This is a genomic window from Microbacterium sp. NPDC089188, from assembly GCF_040685155.1.
Lineage (GTDB): Bacteria > Actinomycetota > Actinomycetes > Actinomycetales > Microbacteriaceae > Microbacterium > Microbacterium galbum.
This window is the reverse complement of the sequence record NZ_JBFBHH010000001.1, coordinates 155375-174364: the sequence shown is the minus strand read 5'-3', so window position 1 is coordinate 174364 and position 18990 is coordinate 155375. Positions and strand designations below refer to the sequence as shown.

General features: G+C 71.7%; 16 protein-coding genes. 12 read left to right on the top strand and 4 right to left on the bottom strand.

Going from position 1 to position 18990, the window contains the following annotated elements:
- The first annotated feature begins 150 nt into the window (after positions 1-150).
- The 5 genes from AB0N80_RS00720 to AB0N80_RS00700 all read left to right on the top strand — a co-directional run bounded on the left by AB0N80_RS00720 (position 151) and on the right by AB0N80_RS00700 (position 5812).
- Positions 151-2187: a bifunctional aldolase/short-chain dehydrogenase gene (locus AB0N80_RS00720; protein ID WP_363576948.1), complete on the top strand. Its 2037-nt coding sequence runs from the start codon at positions 151-153 to the stop codon at positions 2185-2187.
- On the top strand, positions 2184-3614 hold the full coding sequence (locus AB0N80_RS00715) for a rhamnulokinase family protein (protein WP_363576946.1): 1431 nt from the start codon (positions 2184-2186) through the stop codon (positions 3612-3614). The genes AB0N80_RS00720 and AB0N80_RS00715 overlap by 4 nt, the downstream gene beginning before the upstream one ends.
- Positions 3615-3679: 65 nt before the next feature.
- Entirely contained in the window at positions 3680-4936 is a 1257-nt protein-coding gene (locus AB0N80_RS00710; protein ID WP_363576944.1) for an alpha-hydroxy acid oxidase, read from the top strand.
- A gap of 136 nt (positions 4937-5072) precedes the next feature.
- Positions 5073-5504, top strand: a complete 432-nt coding sequence (locus tag AB0N80_RS00705; protein ID WP_315994434.1) for a chemotaxis protein CheY — start codon at positions 5073-5075, stop codon at positions 5502-5504.
- A complete protein-coding gene (locus tag AB0N80_RS00700) occupies positions 5501-5812 on the top strand; it encodes a transcriptional regulator (protein WP_315994435.1) in 312 nt (103 codons plus the stop codon). The genes AB0N80_RS00705 and AB0N80_RS00700 overlap by 4 nt, the downstream gene beginning before the upstream one ends.
- Before the next feature lie 31 nt (positions 5813-5843).
- Here the strand turns inward: AB0N80_RS00700 and AB0N80_RS00695 are convergent, their stop codons facing one another.
- The 3 genes from AB0N80_RS00695 to AB0N80_RS00685 all read right to left on the bottom strand — a co-directional run bounded on the left by AB0N80_RS00695 (position 5844) and on the right by AB0N80_RS00685 (position 9464).
- On the bottom strand, positions 5844-7454 hold the full coding sequence (locus AB0N80_RS00695; protein ID WP_363576941.1) for a DHA2 family efflux MFS transporter permease subunit: 1611 nt from the start codon (positions 7452-7454) through the stop codon (positions 5844-5846).
- A 187-nt stretch (positions 7455-7641) separates the two neighbouring features.
- Positions 7642-9006, bottom strand: coding sequence for an MFS transporter (locus AB0N80_RS00690; RefSeq protein WP_363576939.1), 1365 nt, complete (start codon positions 9004-9006; stop codon positions 7642-7644).
- On the bottom strand, positions 9003-9464 hold the full coding sequence (locus tag AB0N80_RS00685; protein WP_315994438.1) for a MarR family transcriptional regulator: 462 nt from the start codon (positions 9462-9464) through the stop codon (positions 9003-9005). Before AB0N80_RS00685 ends, AB0N80_RS00690 begins: the two co-directional genes overlap by 4 nt.
- Before the next feature lie 119 nt (positions 9465-9583).
- Between AB0N80_RS00685 and AB0N80_RS00680 the strand changes: the two genes are divergently transcribed.
- The 7 genes from AB0N80_RS00680 (at position 9584) to AB0N80_RS00650 (ending at position 17823) form a co-directional block, all read left to right on the top strand.
- Entirely contained in the window at positions 9584-10432 is an 849-nt protein-coding gene (locus AB0N80_RS00680) for an alpha/beta fold hydrolase (protein ID WP_363389095.1), read from the top strand.
- 392 nt (positions 10433-10824) lie between these two features.
- The gene (locus tag AB0N80_RS00675) at positions 10825-12024 is read left to right on the top strand and encodes an inositol-3-phosphate synthase (protein ID WP_363576937.1); all 1200 of its coding nucleotides are present in this window, start codon (positions 10825-10827) and stop codon (positions 12022-12024) included.
- Positions 12021-12887, top strand: coding sequence for an SCO3242 family prenyltransferase (locus AB0N80_RS00670; protein ID WP_363389101.1), 867 nt, complete (start codon positions 12021-12023; stop codon positions 12885-12887). The genes AB0N80_RS00675 and AB0N80_RS00670 overlap by 4 nt, the downstream gene beginning before the upstream one ends.
- Entirely contained in the window at positions 12884-14395 is a 1512-nt protein-coding gene (locus tag AB0N80_RS00665; protein ID WP_363389104.1) for an EboA domain-containing protein, read from the top strand. The genes AB0N80_RS00670 and AB0N80_RS00665 overlap by 4 nt, the downstream gene beginning before the upstream one ends.
- Position 14396: 1 nt before the next feature.
- Positions 14397-15281: a TatD family hydrolase gene (locus tag AB0N80_RS00660; RefSeq protein ID WP_315994443.1), complete on the top strand. Its 885-nt coding sequence runs from the start codon at positions 14397-14399 to the stop codon at positions 15279-15281.
- The gene (eboE, locus tag AB0N80_RS00655) at positions 15281-16444 is read left to right on the top strand and encodes a metabolite traffic protein EboE (protein ID WP_363576935.1); all 1164 of its coding nucleotides are present in this window, start codon (positions 15281-15283) and stop codon (positions 16442-16444) included. Before AB0N80_RS00660 ends, eboE begins: the two co-directional genes overlap by 1 nt.
- Complete coding sequence (locus tag AB0N80_RS00650) at positions 16441-17823, top strand: nucleotide pyrophosphatase/phosphodiesterase family protein (protein ID WP_363389110.1); 1383 nt, start codon at positions 16441-16443, stop codon at positions 17821-17823. Before eboE ends, AB0N80_RS00650 begins: the two co-directional genes overlap by 4 nt.
- 162 nt (positions 17824-17985) lie before the next feature.
- On the opposite strand, the gene AB0N80_RS00645 is transcribed toward AB0N80_RS00650, so the two are convergent.
- The gene (locus tag AB0N80_RS00645) at positions 17986-18990 is read right to left on the bottom strand and encodes a sugar phosphate isomerase/epimerase family protein (protein WP_315994446.1); all 1005 of its coding nucleotides are present in this window, start codon (positions 18988-18990) and stop codon (positions 17986-17988) included.

The following is an 18990-nucleotide window of genomic DNA, read 5'->3' as shown; positions in this document are numbered from 1 at the left end:
GCTGCCCCGGGCCTCGAGGCGGCCTCACCACCGTCTCGACCCTCCTCCCACCGTCGGCCCGCCGACGGTCCTTCGACCACCGGGGCGGTGGGCCCTGAATCACCGCCGCCCCGGTTCTCCTTCCCGTCGCTCTCACCCGTGAGGAACGTCATGACCAGCTCCACCGCCGCCGACCTCGTCGCGCGCAGCAACCGCCTCGGCTCCGACCCGAAGGTCACCAACTACGCCGGCGGAAACACCTCCGCCAAGGGCACCGACATCGACCCCGTCACCGGGGAGCCGGTCGAGCTGCTGTGGGTCAAGGGTTCCGGGGGAGACCTCGGCACGCTCACCGAGAAGGGCCTCGCGGTGCTGCGGCTCGACCGCATGCGCGCGCTCGTCGACGTCTACCCCGGCATCGAGCGCGAAGACGAGATGGTCGCGGCCTTCGACTACTGCCTGCACGGCAAGGGGGGCGCCGCCCCCTCGATCGACACCGCGATGCACGGACTCGTGGATGCCGCCCACGTCGACCACCTGCACCCCGACGCGGGCATCGCGATCGCGACCGCGGCCGACGGCGAGGCGCTGACCTCGACCATCTTCGGCGACAAGGTCGTGTGGGTGCCGTGGCGTCGCCCGGGCTTCCAGCTGGGTCTCGACATCGCCGCGATCAAGGAGAAGAACCCCCAGGCGATCGGCACCATCTTGGGCGGTCACGGCATCACGGCGTGGGGCGACACCTCCGAGGAGGCCGAGCGCAACAGCCTGTGGATCATCGACACCGCGCAGGCCTACATCGACGAGCACGGTGCGGCCGAGCCGTTCGGCGGGGTGCGCGCGGGCTTCGCCGCCCTGCCCGAGGCCGAGCGCCGCGCGAAGGCCGCGGCCCTGGCCCCCACCATCCGCGGTCTCGCCTCGACCGACAAGCCGATGGTCGGTCACGTCACCGACTCCGACGTGGTGCTCGACTTCCTGGCATCCGAGAAGGCTCCCGCGCTCGCCGCGCTCGGCACGAGCTGCCCCGATCACTTCCTGCGCACCAAGGTCAAGCCGCTGATCCTCGATCTGCCGGCCGACGCCTCGGTCGAGGATTCGATCGCGCGCCTGAAGGAGTTGCACGTCGCGTACCGCGAGGACTACCAGGCGTACTACGACGCGCACGCGGATGCCGACAGCCCCGCGATCCGCGGTGCGGACCCGCTCATCGTGCTCGTGCCGGGCGTGGGCATGTTCTCGTACGGCGCGAACAAGCAGACCGCGCGCGTGGCGGGCGAGTTCTACGTCAACGCGATCAACGTCATGCGCGGCGCGGAAGCGCTGTCGACCTACGCTCCGATCTCGGATGCCGAGAAGTTCCGCATCGAGTACTGGGCGCTGGAAGAGGCCAAGCTCCAGCGCATGCCGAAGCCGAAGACGCACCAGGGGCGCATCGCCTTCGTCACGGGAGCGGCATCCGGAATCGGCAAGGCCATCGCGACCCGCCTCGCCGCCGAGGGCGCGTGCGTCGTCGTCGCCGACCTCGACCTCGAGAAGGCCCGGGCCGTCGCGGCCGAGCTCGGATCGACCGACGTCGCCATCGGGGTCGCCGCGAACGTGGCGGATGCCGAGGGCGTGCAGGCCGCGATCGACGCCACGGTCCTCGCCTTCGGTGGCATCGACCTCGTCGTGAACAACGCGGGGCTCTCGCTGTCGAAGCCGCTGCTGGAGACCACCGAGAAGGACTGGGACCTGCAGCACGACGTCATGGCCAAGGGGTCGTTCCTCGTGTCGAAGGCGGCGGCCAAGGCCCTCATCGAGCAGAAGATGGGCGGAGACGTCATCTACATCTCGTCGAAGAACAGCGTCTTCGCCGGCCCGAACAACATCGCCTACTCCGCGACGAAGGCCGACCAGGCGCACCAGGTGCGACTCCTCGCGGTCGAACTCGGCGAGCACGGCGTGCGCGTGAACGGCATCAACCCCGACGGCGTCGTGCGCGGCTCGGGCATCTTCGCCGCCGGCTGGGGCGCCAACCGCGCCGCCACCTACGGCGTCGACGAGAAGGACCTCGGTCAGTTCTACGCCAACCGCACGATCCTCAAGCGCGAGGTCGTCCCCGAGAACGTCGCCGACGCGGTGTTCGTGCTCACCGGACCCGAGCTCTCGCGCACGACCGGCCTGCACGTGCCCGTCGACTCGGGCGTCGCCGCGGCCTTCCTGCGATGAGCGGGGAGACCGCGGGCTCCCCGGCGCGCGGCGGCATCCGCGCCGTCGCGGCCGTCGATCTCGGCGCGACGAGCGGTCGCGTGATGATCGGCCGGGTCGGCGACGGCGTGCTCGAGCTCGAGCAGGTCGCGCGCTTCCCGAACGGTCCGGTGCAGCGCGCCGACGGCTGGCACTGGGACGTCGAGGCCCTGTGGGGTCACGTGCGCGAGGGGCTCGCCGAAGCGCGGCGCCGAGAGCCGTCGATCGAGAGCGTCGGCATCGACTCCTGGGCGGTGGACTACGGCCTGCTCGGCCCGGACGGATTGCTCGCGGAGCCCTTCCACTACCGCGACGAGCGCACCGCACGCGGGGTGGATGCCGTGCACGCGGTCGTTCCGTTCGAGGAGCTCTATCGACGCAACGGTCTGCAGTTCCTGCCGTTCAACACGCTCTACCAGTACGCCGCCGACCCCCGCGTCGTCGACGCCGAGGCGAGCCTGCTCATCTCCGATCTCCTCGCCGCGCGGCTCACCGGCCGACGCGTCGCGGAGCGCACGAACGCCTCGACGACCGGACTGCTCGACGTGCGCACGGGGGAGTGGGATCTCGCGCTCGCCGAGGCGCTCGGCATCCCGTCGTCCGTTCTACCTCCGCTCGTGGACCCGGGTGAGACCATCGGGGTCGCCGACTCGGGAGCGCCGGGCCTGCCCGTGGTCGCCGTCGGATCGCACGACACGGCGTCGGCGATCGTCGCCGTGCCGCTGTCGACGCCGCACGCCGCCTACATCTCGTGCGGCACCTGGGGACTCGTCGGTCTGGAGCTCTCCGCGCCGATCGTGACGGATGCCGCCCGCGCGGCGAACTTCACGAACGAGGGCGGGGTCGACTCTCGCGTGCGGTTCCTCCACAACGTCACGGGACTGTGGCTCCTGAGCGAGACGGTGCGGGCCTGGTCGGAGCACGACGGCGTCCCGGTCGACCTGCCGGACCTGCTCGCCGAGGCGGCGACCGTCTCGACGCCCGCGCGCTTGTTCGACGCCGACGACCCCTCGCTCGCCGCCCCGGGTGACATGCCGGCGCGCATCGCGGCCCTGCTCGGGATGCCGGAGCCCCGCGCCGAGGCGCGCGCGGCGTTCGCGCGGGTCATCGTCGAGAGCATCGCCGATGCCTTCGCCCGCGCCGTGCGCACCGCGGGCGATCTGGCCGGACGCGAGGTCGACGTCATCCACCTCGTCGGCGGGGGTGCGCTCAACGCGCTCCTCTGCCAGGCGACGGCCGACCGCAGCGGCCTTCCGGTTCTGGCCGGTCCGGTCGAGGCGACCGCACTGGGCAACGTGCTCGTGCAGGCGCGCGCCCTGGGCTGCTTCGGCGGTGACGCCTCGCTCGAGGACCTGCGTCAGCGCGTCGCCGACGCCTTCCCTCCGCGGCGGTTCGCTCCCCGCTCCTGAGCCCCCTTCCCGCCCGCGAGGGTGGGGCGTACTATGTGGTCAGACCACACGAAAGAGAGATCTCCATGGTGCAGCGACAGCTCCCCAAAGTCGGCGAGCTCCTCGAGCTCATGCAGTTCAAGAAGCCCGAGCTCGACGCGCGCAAGCGCCGCCTCGACGCGGCGCTGACGATCGCCGACCTCCGCACGATCGCGAAGCGTCGCACCCCGAAGGCGGCCTTCGATTACACCGACGGCGCCGCCGAAGGCGAGCTCTCGCTCGACCGGGCGCGCCGCGCGTTCGAGGACGTCGAGTTCCACCCCGACATCCTGCGTCCCGCGGCGGACGTCGACACCTCGTGCGAAATCCTCGGCGGCCCCTCGGCGCTGCCCTTCGGCATCGCGCCCACCGGCTTCACGCGCCTGATGCAGACCGAGGGCGAGACGGCGGGGGCGTCGGCTGCGGCGGCCGCCGGCATCCCGTTCACCCTGTCGACGCTCGGCACCACCTCGATCGAGGGCGTCAAGGCGGCCAACCCCGTCGGGCGCAACTGGTTCCAGCTCTACGTCATGAAGCAGCGCGACATCTCGTACGGCCTCGTCGAGCGCGCCGCCAAGGCCGGCTTCGACACCCTGCAGTTCACCGTCGACACCCCCATCGCCGGCGCCCGCCTGCGTGACAAGCGCAACGGCTTCTCGATCCCGCCGCAGCTCACCGTCGGCACGATCGTCAACGCCATCCCGCGCCCGTGGTGGTGGATCGACTTCCTCACGACGCCCAAGCTCGAATTCGCCTCGCTCAGCACCACCGGTGGCACCGTCGGCGAGTTGCTGAACGCCGCCATGGACCCGACGATCAGCTACGACGACCTCGACGTCATCCGTGGCATGTGGCCGGGCAAGATCGTCGTCAAGGGCGTGCAGAACGTCCAGGACGCCGCGCGCCTGGTCGACCTCGGTGTCGACGGCATCGTGCTCTCCAACCACGGCGGTCGCCAGCTCGACCGCGCGCCGATCCCGTTCCACCTGCTGCCGAAGGTCGTGCGCGAGGTCGGGAAGGATGCCACGGTCATGGTCGACACCGGCATCATGAACGGCGCCGACATCGTGGCATCCATCGCCCTGGGGGCCAAGTTCACCCTCATCGGGCGCGCGTACCTTTACGGCCTGATGGCCGGTGGACGTCAGGGCGTCGACCGCACCATCGCGATCCTGCGGAGCGAGATCGAGCGCACCATGACGTTGCTCGGCGTCTCGTCGCTCGAGGAGCTCGAGCCGCGCCACGTGACGCAGCTCACGCGCCTGGTCCCGGTCGGCGACCAGGCGGTCGACGCGCGCGTCTGACCGACCGCGCGACGTCCGAGCCGAGAGCGATGCGGGGGCGGAGTTCGCCTCCTCCCCCGCATCGCCGACGAATCGGGAGAAAGTACTTGCCATAAGGGAAAGTACTTGCAAGACTGAAGGAGTCGAAAGGACTCCCATGGACGCCCACCCCGCGGTCACCGCTTCCGAAGCCCGAACCCTCCTCGCCCGCGCGGAGCGCCTCAGCAGGTCCGCTCACGACGCGACCCGCTGGCCCTACATCACCTTCATCGTGGCGCTGGGCGTGGCGACGTCCATGGGGACCTTCGCCATGGCCCTCGCGACGGGCGATGCGTTCGGTCTCGCCTACGTCGGCACCCTGGCCGTGACGTTCGCACTGCTGCTCTTCTTCGTCATCAGCATCCAGGGGCGTGCCGCGTTCGCCCGCAGTCGTCGGTGGACCGCGTACATCGCCGCGTGGTTCGCCTCCTACGCGATCGCCCTGGCCGTCGTCATCTGGGCGCACGGGTCCGTGCTGCTCGCGGGCGTGGCATCCGGAGTCGTCCTGCTCGTCTCCCTCGTCTGCGCGGCGCGCGAGGCTCGCTCATGACCACGGCTGCCCGGCATCCACGGCACCGTCTCGACGACCTGCTCCAGAACTCCGTGCGCTTCTCGATCATGGCCGCCCTGGACCGCGCGACGACCCTGAGCTTCAAGGAAGTGCGCGATGCCGTGGAGATAACCGATTCCGCGCTGAGCAAGCAGGTGTCGGCGCTCGAGGCGGGGGGATACCTCTCGGTCGGGAAGTCGTTCGCGGGCAAGATGCCGCGCACCTCCCTGACCATGACCGCGGAGGGTCGCACGGCGTGGCGGAGTCACCTCGCCGTCCTCCGTGAGATCGCCGGCGTCGACGCCTGATCCGCGAGCGCCGGGCGAGCTCGCCACGCGCTCACGCCCTCTCGTCGATCCTCTCCTCCGCGCCCTCGCGACGCCGCGCGCCCGCCCCGAGCGTCGCCGTCGAGGCGAGCCCGAGCACGAGGAAGCCCGCCGCCGTGAAGGCGGCCGCGCGGGTGCCGTCGCTGAACGCGGCGCGGGCATTGATCGCGAGGTCCTGCGTCTCGGGCGACGCGGCCAGGCCCGCGATCGCCGCGCCGGCGCTGTCGACCACCTGCGACACGACCTGGTCGCGTTGGGCGGCGGGGATGCCGCGATCGTCGAGGGTGGATGCCAGCACCCCCGCCGTGGTCGAGAAGAGCACGGTCCCGAGCACGGCGACGCCGAGGGCCGCCCCGAGCTGCCTCGAGGTCGATTGGGTGCCCGACGCCTGCCCGCTGGCCGACGGGGGCACCTCCGCGAGCACGACACCGGTCAACTGCGCGGTGGCGAGGCCGACACCGACCCCGTACACGAAGAGGAAGGGGATGAGCGGGCCCCAGGTGGCATCCGGGCCGATCGTGAACGCCACCCCGGCGACGCCGATGATCTCCGCCAGCAGGCCCCCGCGCACGATCCAGACCGGGGCGACGCGCCCGCTCAACGCCCCGGCGATGCCGCTCGCGACGAACGAGCCGATCGCGAGGGAGAGCAGCAGCAGGCCCGTCTGCAGCGCGTCGAAGCCCACGACGAACTGCAGCCAGAGCGGGAGGGCGAGGATGATGCCGAACTCGCCGAGCGAGACGACGGCTGCGGCGATGTTGCCGTTGCGGAACGAGGCGATGCGGAACAACCCGAAGGCCAGCAGGGTCGGCTCTCCGCGGCGCTGTCGCCGCAGGCCCCACGCGATGAACGCCACGAGGGCGACGAGGGCCAGTCCGAAGGCCAGGGGAACCGGTGACAGGGCGAGCGGCCAGGTCCAGTCGCCGATCGTCGGTGCGGAATCGAGCGTCCACCATCCGTAGGTGCGCCCCTCGATGAGCCCGAAGACGAGCGGGGCCATCGTCAGCACCGACAGCAGCGCACCCACACCGTCGATGCGCTCGACGCGATCGCTGCGCGACTCGGCGACGGTGAACAGCACGCCGATGACGATGAGCAGTCCGAGCGGGATGTTGATGCCGAACGCCCACCGCCACGAGAACGCGGTGGTGAGCCAGCCGCCCAGCAGCGGGCCGACGGCCGCCATGCCGCCGATCGTGGAACCCCACACGGCGAAGGCGATGCCGCGCTCGCGCCCGCGGAAGGTGGCGTTGATGATCGACAGCGTCGTCGGGAGGATCATCGACCCGCCCACGCCCTGGATGAGGCGGGCGAGGATGAGCAGACCGCCGGTCGGCGCGAGGGCGGCGGCGATCGACGCGACGGCGAAGACGACGACGCCCAGGAGCATGAGCCGTCGTCGACCGAACCGGTCGGCGAGGCTGCCGAAGACCAGCAGCAGCGAGGCGAAGACGAGGGTGTAGGCCTCTTGGACCCACTGCACCTCGGTCGAGGAGATCTTCAGTTCCTCCACGATCGAGGGCACGGCGACGTTGACGATCGTCGAGTCGACGATGATCAGCGAGACCGCGATGCTGATGAAGACGAGGCCCGCCCAGCGGCGCCCGTCCGGGTTTTCGTTCATGTAGCTAGATTATCTAGCTAGATTATCGAGGGAAAGGGCTTGCGCCGATCCGTTCCAGCCTCGCCGGCGGGTGTCCCTCGCGGGTCGGTGGATCCCCTGTCCCCTGTCCGCGCCGTCGGGTGCAGCCGACCGGGGCGGCAGGATCGCCTCCGGCGAGCGGGGGCCGCGGAGCGCGCGGCGCGGCAGATCAGGCGCCGTGGCGCGGGCGGAGGGCCGATCGTTCGCCCGGCGGGAGCGGGATGGGCGTGGTCCCGGCGATCTCGTCGCTGAAGTCCTCGGGCTCGGGGTTCACGACGGCGATGGGCCGTGTCTCGTCGACGGTGAGGCGGAAGCGCTTCGTGTCGTGCCGGTGCACGCGCCCCGAGGCGAGGGTCCACGTGACACCGATGCCGCACGCGACGAGGGCGACGCCGGCCGCGAGCGCGATGGCGGCACGCGGGCCGAACTCGGCGGCGACGGCGCCGACGATGGGGGCGCCGACGGGGGTGCCGCCGAGGAGGATCGCCATGTACAGCGCGAGCACCCGCCCGCGCAGGGCGGGGTCGGTCGTCGTCTGCACGTAGCCGTTGGCCGTCGTCAGGGTGGTCACCACGCAGAAGCCGGTCAGCACGAGGGTCGCCGCGTACGTCTCGTACGAGGGGGCGAAGACCGAGAGGGCGGATGCCACGGCGAACCCGCCCGCGCCCAGGATCACCACGCGCATACGGGCGCGTTCACGGCGCGCTGCCAGGAGGGCGCCGGTCAGGGAGCCGATCGCGACGAACGAGCTCAGCAGGCCGAAGCCGTCGGCGCCGCGCCCGAAGGCGAGGGCCATCGTGGAGGCGAAGATCGGGAAGTTCATGCCGAACGCGCCGAGCAGGAACACCATGACGAAGATCACGACGAGGTCGGCCCGGTGGGCGACGTAGCGGAAGCCGTCGGCGAGCCGCGCGGGCCCGCCCCGGCGGTGGTGCACCACGAGCTCGTGGGGTCGCATGATCAGCAGGGCGGTGATCATGGCCAGGAACGTGAACGCGTTGACGAGGAACACCCACCCGGTGCCGATCGCGACGATCATGACGCCCGCGACCGCCGGACCGATCAGGCGTGCGGTGTTGAACGACGCCGCGTTCAGGGCGACGGCGTTCGAGGCGTTCTCCTGGGCGACGACGTCGGACACGAACGCCTGCCGGGCGGGGTTGTCGAACGCGGTCACGACGCCGAGCGCGAGGGCGAAGCCGAACATCATGGGCAGGGTCATCACGCCGGTCAGCAACAGGATGCCGAGGGTCACGGCCAGCAGCAGCAGCGCCGACTGCGTGCACATGATGAGCTTGCGGCGGTCGAAGCGGTCGGCCACCCACCCCGTCACGCTCACGAGCAGGAGCGGTGGCGCGAACTGCAGCGCCATGGTCACGCCCATGGCGGCCGCGTCGTTGTCGGTCAGCTGGGTGAGCACGACCCAGTTCTGGGCCGTCGCCTGCATCCAGGCCCCGACGTTGGAGACGAGGGCGCCGATGAACCAGACGCGGTAGTTGAAGATCGACAGCGACCGGAACATCGACGAGCTCATCTGTCGGCCACCTTCCTCATGATCACCGCGGCGCGGGCCAACGTGTCGCGTTCCTCGGGGGAGAGCTCGGCGAGGGCCTCCTCCACGAAGGCGTCACGGCGTCGGACGGTCTCGTCGACGATCGTGCGCCCGAAGTCGGTGAGGTCGATCGTCACGCGGCGACGATCGACCTCGTCGGGGATGCGGCTGATGTAGCCCGCCTCCTCGAGCAACGACACCGTCCGGTTCATCGACGGGGCGGTGACGCGCTCACGATCGGCCAGCTGGCCGAGCGTGTGCGCACCGTGCACCGTGAGCGCGGCGAGGACGGCGAACTGCCCGTCGCTCATGGTGTCGACGGCCCGCTGCGCCCGGAGGCGGCGGGCCAGACGGAACGTGGCCATGCGCAGCTCGGAGGCCGCGGCGCTGAAGTCATGACTCAGGTCGGGAAGGGGGGATTCGTCGACGCGATCATTCATGTTCCTGCCTTCGAGGGTAGCTCATTAGTCTTGCTAACGGAATGGATGCCGCGCTTCGCGGCCGCGCTGCCGCGCGTTCCGGCCGCACCTCGAGCACGCGTCGCCCCTAAACTCGGCGCATGCCCGAGTTCGTCGACGCCTACGGCATCCCGATCGTCTACGACGTCCACGAGGCCGCCGAGCCGCGGGCCGTGGTGCAGCTGCTGCACGGCGTCGGTGAACACGCGGGTCGCTACGGCGCTCTCATCGACGCCCTCGTCGCCGACGGCTACACGGTCTACGCCGACGACCATCGAGGACACGGGCGCACCGGGCTCCGCCAGTGGGCCGGCGACCACCGGCGGCTCGGACGGCTCGGCCCCGGCGGTCTCGGTGCCGCGCGCGACGCGGTGTGGACCCTCACGCAGCTCATCCGCGAGGCGCATCCCGACCTGCCGCTGGTCCTCCTCGGCCACTCGTGGGGGTCGTTCCTCGCGCAGATGCTGCTGGACCGGCATCCGGACGCCTACGACGCCGTCGTGCTGAGCGGGTCCGCCCTCCGCTGGCCGGGGGCGCTGAACGCCGGCGACCTCAACGCCCCGTGGAAGCACGTGCGCGGGTCGGGGATGGAGTGGCTCTCGAGCGACGAGCAGGTGGGCCGCGACTTCGTCGCCGACCCCCTGACGACCTCGGAGCCGCTGATGAAGCTCTTCGGACCCCTCGAGGCGGCCAAGCTCTTCGGTCGGCCGCGGCGCGATCTCGGCCACGACGTGCCGATACTGCTCATGGTCGGTCGCGACGACACCGTGGGCGGTCCGCGCAGCGTCCACCGGCTGGCGGACGCCTACCGCGACCGGTCGGGTCTCACCGACGTCACGACGCTGGTCTATCCGGGCGCGCGGCACGAGATCTTCGCGGAACGGGAGCAGGATGCCGTCCGCGCCGACCTCCTCGCGTGGCTCGACCGGCGGCTGCCGGCGCGGGGCTGAACCGCGCCCCCTCACGGACGACGGATGAACGGCGAGGGCCGTTCGGCGGGGGTCGAGTCGTCGCGTGCCGTCGAGGCGGCAGTGCTGAGGGAGCTCGCCCGCCGCGGCTGAGCGCTCACCGGCTCGGACGACGGGCGTTCCGGGCGACGCGGCGCACCTGCTGTTCGCTGAGCGATTTCTGCATACGCACGAAGCATCTTTTGGTTGCCATTCCGCAAAAGCCCGGATACTGTCGGAAGAGCCAGGACACCTCGACGACGAGTACCCCCTCACCACCCCGGGTCGCCCTCCATCCCCCTCGGAGCGCCCCGCTCGAACGGCCCCTCACCCCGGGGCCGTGCCGTCGTGTGCGCCCGGCCATCACGTCCCTCAACGAAGAACGGACCACACGAGTGAACACTTCGGATACCCCCCACGCCCCGGAGGTCGGCGCCTGGTTCATCGGCGCGCGCGGCTCCCTCGCCACCACCGCGACCCTCGGCATCCACGCTCTCGCCCTCGGTGCGGCGGCGCCGGTGGGGCTCACCACCGAGACCGACGCCGTGCGGGTCGAGGAGTTCCCCGCGATCGGCGGGATCGTCGTCGGCGGCCACGACATCTCGACGACCCCGCTCGAGGAGCGGGCGGCCCAACTCGCCGCGGGCGGAATGTTCCCCGCCGCCCTCGTCGAAGCGACGCGTGGCCGCCTGCGCGAGACGGAGGAGAACCTGCGTCCCGTGCCGACCCTCACCACCACGCAGCAGGAGGAGATCGATCTGCTCGCGGCCGACATCATCGACTTCCGCGACCGGCACGACCTGCGCGAAGTCGTCGTCATCGACGTCTCGTCGACCGAGCCGCTGCCGCCCTACCACCCCTGCTTCGACGACGACGATCTGCTGCAGACCGCCCTCACCACGCCCGGCGTGCGGGTTCTGCCGCCGAGCTCGCGCGCGGCCCTGGCCGCGATCGCGGCCGGCGCCGCCTATGCCGCCTTCACCCCCTCCGCGTCGCTCACGCTCCCCGTGCTGCGCGAGCGCGCCGACCGCGCCGGCATCGCCTACGCCGGTCAGGACGGGAAGACCGGCGAGACGCTGCTGCGCACGGTGCTCGCTCCGATGTTCGCGGCGCGCGGGTTCCGTGTGCAGTCCTGGGCCGGTACCAACCTCCTCGGCGGAGGTGACGGGGCCACCCTGGCCGACCCCGAGGCGGTGCGTTCCAAGCTCGTGTCGAAGAACCGCGGACTGCACGCCCTCGTCGGCGACGACGTCGTGGCCCCTCTGCACATCGACAATGTCCCCGACCTCGGCGACGTCAAGACCGCGTGGGACCACGTCAACGCCACCGGCTTCCTCGGCAGTCGCGTGACCTTGCAGACGACCTGGAGCGCATACGACTCCGCCCTCGCCGCCCCGCTCGTGATCGACCTGGTCCGTTCGCTCTCGCTCGCCACCCGCGCCGGCCACGCGGGGGTCGTGCCCGCCCTGGGCTGCTTCTTCAAAGACCCGTGGGGCAGCGACGTGCATGGTTTCGGTGACCAGACCGCGCAGTTCGTCGCCTGGGTGCACGAGACCGCCGCCGCCGTCGCGGCGGCCCGGGTCGCCGCGCCGTGACGCGCGTCGCGGACTACCTCGACCTGGTCCGCGCCCCCGCGTCGCTCACCGTGCTGGGCGACGCGCTCATCGGGGCGCTCGCCGCGCGCGGTCCGGGCGCCGGCGGAGCGGCGCGCGGGGCGGCGCTCGCGGCCTCGTCGGTCTGCCTGTACAGCGCGGGCATGGCCGTGAACGACTGGGCGGATGCCGACCTCGATGCGCTCGAGCGGCCGGAGCGCCCCATCCCCTCGGGGCGTCTCAGTCGTCGGCGCGCGCTCGCCGTCGGGGCGGGGCTGACGGTGACCGGGGTGGGGGCAGCGTTCGCGGCGGGCCGCGCGTCGGGCATGGTGTCGCTCGTCCTCGCGACCACGCTCTGGGCCTATGACGTGGTGCTCAAGCCCACGGCCGCGGGGCCGGTGGCCATGGCCGTGTGCCGCGGACTCGACGTGGTCCTGGGCGCCGCGGGGCCCGGCTGGCGTGCGGCGCTGCTTCCCGCGGGAGCGGTGGCCGTGCACACGGTGGCCGTCACCGCCGTCTCGCGGGGCGAGGTCTCGGGTTCCACGCGTGGCACCGGCGTCGCCGCGGTCGGGGCCAGCGTCGCCGTCGCGGTGTCCACTCTCGTCGGGCGCTCGAATCGCCCCGCCGCGCTGCTGGGGGCGACCCGCTACCTCGCCGCGGTGCTCCCCGGGCAGATCGCCGTCGCCCGCCGACCCGGCGCGGCCGAGGCCCGTGATGCGACCAGGGCCGGCATCCGTTCCGTCGTGCCCCTGCAGTCGGCCCTCGCGGCTCGCGCGAGTGCGCCCCTCGCCACGGCAGCGCTTCTCGGCGTCGAGGGGGCGGGCCGCCTCCTCGGACGCCGCCGATCCGGAGGAGACATCACATGAGCGTGGACTGGACCTGGGGCTACGGCACGAACGGTTTCACCGACCACCCGCTTCCCTCGGCGCTCGATGTGCTCCAGCACCACGGCTATCGTGCCGTCGCCCTCACGCTCGGGCATCCCCATCTCGACCCCTTCGCCGCCGACTGGCGTGAGCAGACCGAGGCCCTCGCGGTCGATCTGCGCCGCCGGGGGCTGCGCGTCGTCGTCGAGACCGGGACGCGCTATCTGCTCGACGCGTTCCGCAAGCACCGTCCGACCCTCGTCGACCGCGAGGCGGGGCCGCGCATGGACTTCCTCCGTCGGGCGATCGAGATCGCGGCGATCCTCGACGCCGACTGCGTGTCGCTGTGGAGCGGCGTGGTGCCCGACGACGTCTCGACCGAGGCGGCGCGCGTCCTGCTCGACGAGCGCCTCCTCGCTTTGACCGCGGATGCCGCGGCAGCGGGGGTGACCCTCGCGCTGGAGCCCGAACCCGGGATGCTCGTCGAGACCGTCGCCGATGCCCTGGCCGTGCGCGCTCGCCTCGGTCATCCCGCGGCCCTCGGCGTGACCGTCGACCTCGGTCACTGCGTCGTCGTCGAACCCGACGGCGTCGTCGGCGCCCTCCGCGCCGCGGGATCGCTGCTGTGCAACGTCCAGGCCGACGACATGCTCCCCAGTGCCCACGAGCACCTCCCTTTCGGCGACGGCGAGCTCGACCTGCCCGCGGCCCTCGCCGTCCTCCGCGAGATCGGTTACCGCGGTGTGGTGGCCGTCGAACTGCCTCGTCACGCCCACGCGGCCCCCGAGCTCGCCCGTGCGAGCATGGCGGCGCTGCTCGCGGCGTCCGAGACACCGCCTCGCACGGTCGCCGCAGGTCCGAACGAGGGAGGAGCCGTCGCTCCGGGGCGACCCTCCGCTCTTCCGACGCCCGTGCCCCACCCCTGGACCACCCGCGCCGTCGAGGCGGTGCAGACGGATGCCGCCCGCGCGGCGCGCCTGTTCGCCTCGGCCGGACGCGAGGTGGGGCGAGAGCCGCTGTCACCGGAGCCGTTCGCCCCCACCGCCGACGACGTGTCGCGGGCCGCGATCGTCGCGGCACTCGCCGACTCCGGAGCCGACCCCGATGTGGTCCGCGCTCTGTACCGCCGGGGTGACGATGCGGAGCGCCGGGGAGTGCTGCGCGGTCTCGACGCGCTCGCCGCGCCGTCCCCGGGCTGGCGCGAAGCGGGCCTCGAACTCGTCGTCGACGCCCTCCGCGCCAACGACACCCGTCTCGTCGCCGCCGCCCTGGGCCGGTTCGCCGCCGCGCACCTCGACGACCCCGCGTGGCGCCACGGCGTGCTCAAGTGCGTGTTCCTCGGCATCCCGCTCGTCGTCGTCGCCGGCCTCGCCGAACGCGCCGACGACGAGCTCGCCGCCATGGGTGCGCGCTTCGCCGAGGAACGCCGGGCGGCGGGCCGCTCCGTGCCGGCCGACCTCGCTCTCCTCTCACGCTCCACCGATCACCTCCTCGCCGAAAGGGCCTGACATGCGCATCTTCGACCCCCACATCCACATGTCCGCCCGCACGACCGACGATTACGAGGCGATGTACGACGCGGGCGTCCGCGCCCTCGTCGAACCGGCGTTCTGGCTCGGTCAGCCCCGAACCAGCGTGGGGTCCTTCCTCGACTACTTCGACGCCCTGATCGGCTGGGAGAGATTCCGCGCCGCGCAGTTCGGTATCCGCCACCACTGCACGATCGCGCTGAACCCCAAAGAAGCGAACGATCCACGGTGCCGCGAGGTCATGGCCGAGCTGCCGACCTACCTCGCCAAAGACGGCGTGGTCGCCGTCGGCGAGACCGGATACGACTCGATGACCCCCGAGGAGGACGAGATCCTGCGCGGACATCTCGCCCTCGGCATGGAGTTCGACCTGCCGGTCCTCGTGCACACCCCACACCGTGACAAGGCGGTGGGCACGCAGCGTACCCTCGACGTCGTCGCCGAGTCCGGCATCCCGATCGAGCGCGTCCTCGTCGATCACCTCAACGAGACCTGCGTCGATGCCGTCGCCGACAGCGGGGCGTGGATGGGCTTCTCGATCTACCCCGACACGAAGATGGACGAGCGGCGTGTGGTCGCGATCATGCAGCGCATCGGCCTCGACCGCGTGATCGTCAACTCCGCGGCCGACTGGGGCCGATCCGACCCGCTCAAGACGGCCAAGACGGGCCTCGCGATGCTCGACGCCGGCTTCAGCGACGACGACGTCGACCGCATCCTGTGGCGTAACCCGCGCGACTTCTACGCGCAGAGCGGTCGGGTGAACACCGACCCGATCGAGGGGTTCGCCCCGGCGAACCAGGGCCCCGACGTGTTCGAGGGCAACTCGGTTCTGCGCGGCACGGCCACGCGTCAGGGGGCGTGATGCACCTCTCGTACTGCACCAATGTCCACCCGGCGGAAGACCTGCCCGGCATCGTCCGCCAGCTCGACGAGAATGCCGGCCCGGTGCGGCGAGAGGCGGGTCTCGACCGTCTCGGCGTGGGATTGTGGCTACCCGTCGGCACGGCGTCGCTCCTCGCGCGCGACGGCGAGGCCCGGGCGACGCTCGCCGCCGCACTCGAGCGCAACGGCCTCGAGCTGCGCACGATCAACGCCTTCCCCTACCGCGGGTTCCACGACGACGTCGTCAAGCTCGCGGTCTACCGCCCCGACTGGACCACGAGAGAACGCCTGGACTACACGCTCGACTGCGCACGCGTGCTCGCCGCGCTCCTGCCCGACAGCGCGGACGGCAGTATCTCCACGCTCCCGCTGGGATGGCGGGATGGGTGGGGCTCCGCCGACGACGACGCCGCCGAGGCCTCGCTCGTCCGACTCGTCGACGGACTCGCCGCGCTCGAGCGCGAGACGGGGCGCACGGTGCGCGTGGCCATCGAGCCCGAGCCCGGCTGCATCCTCGACGACGTCGCCGACATCGTCGCCTGGCTGAGCGCGCGTCCGCGCCTCATCGCCGACGGCCGGATCGGCCTGTGCCTCGACACGTGCCACCTGGCCGTTTCGTTCGCCCCTCCCGCCGAGGCCGTCGCCGCCGCGGTGGCGGCCGGCATCAGGGTGGTCAAGGTGCAGGCCTCCGTGGCCCTCGAGGTGCCCGACCCCTCGGATCCCCGCACGGAAGCCGCTCTCCGTCCCTTCGCCGAGGAACGCTACGTGCATCAGGTGCGCGAGGCCGGGGGCACCCGCGCAGCCGACGACCTGCCCGAGGTCCTCGACGCCGCCGAGGCGTGGCCGAGGGATCGCGCGTGGCGGGTGCACGTCCACATCCCCCTGCACGCCCGTCCCGCGCCGCCCCTGCGCGCGACCACTGAGGTCCTGGAAGCTGCCGTCGAGGCGGTGCTGTCCACCCCCGACGGCGACCGGGCGCACCTCGACGTCGAGACGTACACGTGGTCGGTGCTCCCCGACCAGATGCGACCCGGCACCCTCGTGGAGGGCATCGCCGCCGAACTGCGTTGGGCGCTCGAGAACCTTCCGCGCGCACTCGCCGGGGCCGCGGCCGCCACCGCCGCGGATGGAACCCGCGCATGAGCAAAGTCCTCCTCCTCGACATCGTGGGCCTCACTCCGCGCGCACTCGCCTCGATGCCCCGCTTGAGCGCGATCGGACGCGTCGGCGGGCAGATGGGGCTCGACACCATCCTCCCGGCGGTCACATGCAGCGTTCAGTCGACCATGCTCACCGGGCTGGCGCCGCGCGAACACGGAATCGTCGGCAACGGCTGGTACTTCCGCGGTCTCGGCGACCCCCTGCTCTGGCGCCAGCACAACAAGCTGGTCGCGGGTGAGAAAGTGTGGGACACCGCGCGCCGCGCGCGACCCGGGCTCACCGTCGCCAACCTCGGTTGGTGGTTCGCGATGGGGGCGACGACCGACGTCACCGTCACCCCACGGCCGATCTACCACGCCGACGGGCGGAAGAGCCCCGACGCGTACGTCCGCCCCGCGGTCCTGCACGACCAGCTCGTGGGGGCGCTGGGGGAGTTCCCGCTGTTCCAGTACTGGGGGCCCACCGCCACGATCCGCAGCAGCGCGTGGCTGGCCGAGGCGACGCGCGGCCTCGTCACCGGGCGCTGGGGGCCGTCCCCCGATCTCGCCATGGCCTACCTCCCGCACCTCGACTACGACCTCCAACGCTTCGGCCCGAATGCGCCGGAGGCCGACCGCGCCGCGCGGGAGTTGGACGACGCCATCGCGCCGCTGCTGACCGACGCCGTCGACCGCGGCTACTCGGTGCTGGCCGTGTCGGAGTACGGCATCGAGGAGGCCTCGCGACCGGTCGACATCAACCGTGCGCTGCGCCGTGAGGGTTTGCTCGAGGTGTATGTGCAGGACGGGCGGGAGCAACTGGACCCCTGGACCTCACGTGCGTTCGCCGTCGCCGACCACCAGGTCGCGCACGTCTACGTTCCGGATGCCGGCGACCTTCCGCGCGTCCGCTCACTGCTACAGGGGCTCGACGGGGTCGACGACGTGCTGGACCGTGAGGCGCAGGCCCGCTACGGCCTCGATCACGAGCGCGCCGGCGAGCTCGTCGTGGTGGCCGAGCCGGGGGCGTGGTTCACCTACTATTTCTGGCTCGACGACGCTCGCGCGCCCGAGTACGCCCGGGGCGTCGATATCCATCGCAAGCCCGGCTACGACCCCGCCGAGCTGTTCTTCGACCCCGCCGACCGCCTCGCGAAGGCCAAGGCGGGAGCGAACCTCGTGAAGAAGAAGCTCGGCTTGCGCTATGCGATGAGCACCGTACCACTCGATCCCACGTGCGTGCGCGGGACCCACGGGCGCCTGCCCTCCTCGCGCGCGGACGCCCCGATGATCATCAGCAGCGACTCCGCGCTGCTTCCCGATGTCGAGTCGCTGCCCGCCGCGGGTGTCCGTGATCTGGTGCTCCGCGGCCTGCGCGTCTGACGCGGGGCACGCGTCCAGAACAGGCATGCCGCGGGGCGGGCTGTTCGCAGCGGAGACGACCCCACCCGATGGCATCCCTCCTCCGCGGCGGCCGCGGACGCACGGAGGGCCGGACGCCTCACGCGCCCGGCCCTCCTCTTCGCTTCCGGCTGCTCGCACCGATCAGCGCCGGCTGAACGCCGCGTCGAACGCCGCCCCCGACGGTTCGTACGACGACAGCTTCCGCACGAAGCCGAGCGCCTCGGGCGCTCCGACCAGGCGGTCCATGCCGGCGTCCTCCCACTCGACCGACAGTGGACCGTCGTAGCCGATCGCGTTCAGCATGCGGAAGGCGTCCTCCCACGGGACGTCGCCGTGGCCGGTGGAGATGAAGTCCCAGCCGCGACGGGGGTCCGCCCACGGCAGGTGCGACGACAGGCGGCCGTTGCGGCCGTTCGACAGACGCTTCTTCGTGTCCTTGCAGTGCACGTGGAAGATCTTGTCCTGAAAGTCCCACAGGAACGCGACCGGATCGATGTCCTGCCACACCATGTGCGAGGGGTCCCAGTTCAGCCCGAACGCCTCGCGGTGCCCGATGGCCTCGAGCGCCCGCTTCGTCGTCCAGTAGTCGTAGGCGATCTCCGAGGGATGCACCTCGTGGGCGAAGCGCACGCCGACCTCGTCGAAGACGTCGAGGATCGGATTCCACCGGTCCGCGAAGTCCTGGTACCCGGCATCCACCATCTCCTCGGTGGCGGGCGGGAACATCGCGACGTACTTCCAGATGCTCGACCCGGTGAAGCCGGTGACCGTCTTCACCCCCAGCGCGGAAGCCAGGCGGGCGGTGTTCTTCAGCTCCTCGGCGGCGCGCCGGCGGACGCCCTCGGGGTCACCGTCGCCCCACACCCGGTCGGACACGATGTCGCGGTGGCGCTGGTCGATGGGGTCGTCGCAGACGACCTGGCCCTTGAGGTGGTTGGAGATCGTCCACACCTTCAGGCCGTGGCGTTGAAGCACGTCGAGCTTGCCCTGGACGTACTGCTCGTCGTCCCAGCGCCAGGGGTCGAGGTGATCGCCCCAGCAGGCGATCTCGAGGCCGTCGTAGCCCCACTCGCCGGCGAGTCGGGCCACCTCCTCGAACGGCAGGTCGGCCCATTGGCCCGTGAACAGGGTGATCGGTCGCGTCAT